The organism is Rathayibacter sp. AY1E8, from assembly GCF_002931415.1.
GTDB lineage: Bacteria > Actinomycetota > Actinomycetes > Actinomycetales > Microbacteriaceae > Rathayibacter.
The window spans coordinates 1-3,707 of record NZ_PSVI01000101.1 but is presented as its reverse complement, the minus strand read 5'-3'; the positions used below and the strand labels follow the sequence as shown (position 1 = coordinate 3,707).

Here is a 3,707-nt window from a genome sequence, read left to right as displayed (position 1 = left end):
AGGCGGAGGCGAACATGGCGCTCGGACGCCCGCTCGGCTCTCTCGCGCATCGCGGGCGCGAGGCGTTCCTCCGCACCGCCCTCGCCCTGCCGACCTCGGACCTGCTCGCCCGCGTCTACGCGATGCGCTGGTCCTGAGGGCGGCCGGTCAGCCGACCAGCCGCGCGCCCGCCAGCCCGAGCTCGACCACCAGCACGAGCGAGGCCGCGATCACCAGCCGGAACGGGGTGCGCGTGGGCGGGCCGGTCAGCACCAGGCGGATGCCCGCCGCGGCGAGCACGACCACCACAAGGGTCCCGATCACCGCGAGCACCACGCCCGTCCCGCGCACCGGCTGGTCGCCGACGAGCTGTCCGACGAGCACGAGCAGCGCGGCGACCACCAGCGACCCGAAGGCGACGACTCCGGAGAGCCGCAGGCCGAGGCGGTGCGGGAAGCCGCGGACCCCGGTGGCCTCGTCGTCGACCAGGTCGGGGAGCACGTTCGTGCAGTGGATCGCGATGCCGAACACGGCGCCGGTCGCGATCGCCCACCAGGCGGGGAGCCGGCCGTCGCCCGCCGCCACCGCCACCACCGGCAGCAGCCCGAAGGCGACCACGAACGGAGCGACCGACCAGACCGTGCGCTTGAGCCCCGCGTCGTAGGCCCAGCCCGCGGCGACCAGCACCAGGTGCGCGACCGCGGCGACCGGTCCGAGCACCAGCGAGAGCACCACGGCGGCCGCCGCCGTCCCCAGTGCGGCGGCGCGGACGGCGCCCACGCCGATCAGCCCCTGCGCGACCGGCTTGTCGGTGCGCCCCACCGCGCGGTCGCGGTCGGCGTCGATCCAGTCGTTCGCGAGCCCGATCGAGAGCTGCCCGAGCAGCACGGCGAGCGCCACCAGCACGACCTGCCCGAGCGGATGCCCGGACGCCGCCGCGATCACGGTCGCCAGCACGGTGACCGTCACGGTCGGCCCGGGGTGCGACGAGGCCAGCAGGAGTCGCACCCGGGACGTCATCCCGCCAGCCTACGGTCGCGGCGGCACAGCGGGGCGCCGGTCGCGCTCCCCGCCCCGGAGCGGGATCCAGCGTGGTCCGAGCGCGGCGCCCTCATCAGCCCGCGACGGGAATGGCCCGGGATGGGGCAGGGTTGCACCACCCGGCATCCCGACTCAGGAAGAAGGCCTCGTGGACCTCGTGCACTGGCTGTTCGACGCGCAGATCGTCATCGGCGAGCAGACCGTCCTCTGGCGGGAGGTCATCGGCAACGTCTTCGGGCTCCTCAGCGCCCTCGGCGGGATGCGGCGGAAGGTCTGGGCCTGGCCCGTCGGCCTCATCGGCAACGTGCTGCTGTTCACGGTCTTCATGGGCGCCCTGTTCGGCACTCCCAACCCCGTCAACCTGCTCGGCCAGGCCGGGCGGCAGGTGATGTTCATCCTGGTCAGCGTCTACGGCTGGTACCGGTGGACCCACCGCCCCGACGACTCCGCCACCCTGATCGAACCGCGCTGGGCGTCGTGGCGCACCCGCGGCCTGCTGGTGCTCGGGATGGTCGGCGGCACCGCGGTGCTGACGCCCGTGTTCCGCGCGCTCGGCTCCTACGAGCCCGTCTGGAGCGACGCGTGGATCTTCGTCGGCTCCGTCCTCGCCACCTACGGCATGGCGAAGGGCTGGACCGAGTTCTGGCTCATCTGGGTGGCCGTCGACCTGGTCGGCGTGCCGCTGCTGTTCTCGGCCGGCTACTACGCGTCGGGGCTGATGTACGTCTTCTACGGCGCGTTCACCCTGGTCGGCTTCTTCGTCTGGATGCGGCAGGGCACCCGTCCGTCCGCCGCTCCGATCACGGTCGGCTAGCTCTAGCAGCCTGCCGCCGCCGGCGGAAGTGGCCGTGCGGGAGGCGCTGTCGGTGGTCCACTGGGAGCGGAGGCGCCCGCCTCCCCCACCCGGAACGGACGCCATGCTCTCCCTCGTCTACTCCAGCCGCACCTCCGCCGGCTTCACGGACGCCGACCTCCCCGCGCTGCTCGCCCAGTGCCGCGCGAACAACGAGCGCCTCGGCCTGACCGGCATGCTCCTGCACCGCGACGGCCGATTCCTCCAGGTGCTCGAGGGGCCGGACGCGGTCCTGCGCGAGCGGATGGCCGTCATCGCCGCCGACGAGCGCCACGCGCAGCTGCGCACCCTCCTCGAGGAGCCGATCCGGGAGCGGCTGTTCCCGGAGTGGTCGATGGCGTTCGAGTCCGCCGCCGACGCCGACGCCGCCGGGCTCCGCACCTCCTTCGACGACCTCGACGACGCCGAGGCCGAGAGCGCGACGCTCCCGGCCCTGCGCGAGCTCATCCGCTTCTTCCGCGAGCGGAGCTAGGCGGAACTGGGCGGAGCTGGGCGGAGCTGGGCGGAGCTGGGCGGAGCTGGGCGGAGCTATACGGGACGCCGGGATCGCGGCCGGTCCGCCGCCGGAACCCGACGCCCGTCAGTCCTCCGCCGAGGGAGGAGCGAGCCGGTCGAGCCGCGCCAGGAGCGGGGCGAAGCCGTCGCCGAGCAGGGCGCTCAGCGGCTCGCCGAACCAGAACCGCCAGACGGCGTCGAGCTCCTCGCCGGTGATCCGTCCTCGGCGCAGGAGGATGCTCGCGATCGGGGCCGCCTCAGACGCGTACTCGTCGCGGGGAGCGCCGTCCTCGCGACCCGGCTCGAGTCCGTACGGATCGACCCCGTCGAGCTCCCGCAGGACAGCCGCCACCATCGCGTCACGGCGTTCCGCGGTCGCGCCGTCCTGGTTCGTCGGTGCTCGGCGCTCCATCGCGAGAAGGTAGCCAGCCCACTCCTCGTCGTCCATTCGTCGTCTCCGATCTCTCCGGATGCCGCGCCTTCTCGAGGCCTTTCTCTTCCTTCGGCGCCGGCTTGTCGAGGCACGGGGGAACCGCCTCTCCGACGGCTTATCATCCCCCCGCGAGAAAGGCGCGGACGCCTTCCCGCGTCAGCCCCGAGGCGACGGCGAGCCGATGCTCGCCGGCCCCGAGTCGGGCGGCTCCTCGGAGGGCCGCGGCCCTTTCTCCGCCCTCGCCGGAAGTCCCGCTCCGGAATGCCGCGAATTCCGCGGACACCTTATCGAGAGCGTCGGCGACATCGCCGGACACGCTCTCCGGCGGCTCGCCGAGATCGATGCGCCAGCCTCTCCCGGACTTCTCGTCGCTGTCGTTCACACGCGGGAAAGTACCCCGGACCGCAGGGTGGCGCCTGTGATCGCCCGACGCCGTCGCGCCCCAGGGATCCGTCGTCGACTTCCGAGCGCACACGCCTCCCGGTCCGGAGAGGACGGCCTTCGAGGACTGTCCCGCGGACCTCGTCGCCGTGCTCCGCTCCGATGCGGCCTCCGCCTCGGCCGAGGTCTTCGACGGCTGACCCGACCGCGGCGACCACCCGCTGCGACGACCGCCGGGCGGAAGCGCGGATCGCGCCGTTCCGGCGCGCCCGCACCCGAGGCGCCGGAACGTCCGGCCGATCCGGGAGCGGCACCCCGTCCGAGCCGTCGAGGTTCCGTCGGTGTGCAGGCCCCCGCGCCGAGGGACGTAAAGTGTGCTCACACGCGCCCGCGGACGGGCGAGCCGCCCGTGAGGGCGCCCCGGTCCTGCGTCGGAGGCGCCGATCACAGAGAGCCGCGGTGCCCGATGCCGGAAGACAAGCCCGCGTCGCGGGCGCCGAGCATCTACGACGTCGCCCGCGCGGC

Annotated in this window: 5 protein-coding genes; 2 read left to right on the top strand and 3 right to left on the bottom strand. The window is 73.8% G+C overall.

Annotation, left to right across the window (positions count from 1 at the left end; genetic code table 11):
- Positions 1-147 precede the first annotated feature (147 nt).
- Positions 148-999, bottom strand: coding sequence for a UbiA family prenyltransferase (locus tag C5C74_RS16710; RefSeq protein ID WP_104351932.1), 852 nt, complete (start codon positions 997-999; stop codon positions 148-150).
- Positions 1,000-1,168: 169 nt separating this feature from the next.
- On the opposite strand from C5C74_RS16710, the gene pnuC reads away from it, so the two are divergent.
- Positions 1,169-1,834: a nicotinamide riboside transporter PnuC gene (gene pnuC, locus C5C74_RS16705; RefSeq protein ID WP_104296222.1), complete on the top strand. Its 666-nt coding sequence runs from the start codon at positions 1,169-1,171 to the stop codon at positions 1,832-1,834.
- Between the two features lie 103 nt (positions 1,835-1,937).
- On the top strand, positions 1,938-2,345 hold the full coding sequence (locus C5C74_RS16700; protein WP_104227402.1) for a BLUF domain-containing protein: 408 nt from the start codon (positions 1,938-1,940) through the stop codon (positions 2,343-2,345).
- A gap of 108 nt (positions 2,346-2,453) precedes the next feature.
- Here C5C74_RS16700 and C5C74_RS16695 read toward each other — a convergent pair whose 3' ends face one another.
- Both C5C74_RS16695 and C5C74_RS16690 read right to left on the bottom strand, forming a co-directional pair.
- Positions 2,454-2,816 (bottom strand): hypothetical protein, encoded by a 363-nt coding sequence (locus tag C5C74_RS16695; protein ID WP_104292705.1) that lies wholly within the window; start codon positions 2,814-2,816, stop codon positions 2,454-2,456.
- Between the two features lie 103 nt (positions 2,817-2,919).
- Entirely contained in the window at positions 2,920-3,183 is a 264-nt protein-coding gene (locus tag C5C74_RS16690; RefSeq protein WP_104292706.1) for a hypothetical protein, read from the bottom strand.
- Positions 3,184-3,707: the final 524 nt, after the last annotated feature.

Bases quoted from the DNA above. Each gene is read 5' to 3' on its own strand.
- C5C74_RS16695 (WP_104292705.1), bottom strand. From the start codon at position 2,816: ATGGACGACGAGGAGTGGGCTGGCTACCTTCTCGCGATGGAGCGCCGA.
- C5C74_RS16710 (WP_104351932.1), bottom strand. From the start codon at position 999: ATGACGTCCCGGGTGCGACTCCTGCTGGCCTCGTCGCACCCCGGGCCG.
- C5C74_RS16700 (WP_104227402.1), top strand. From the start codon at position 1,938: ATGCTCTCCCTCGTCTACTCCAGCCGCACCTCCGCCGGCTTCACGGAC.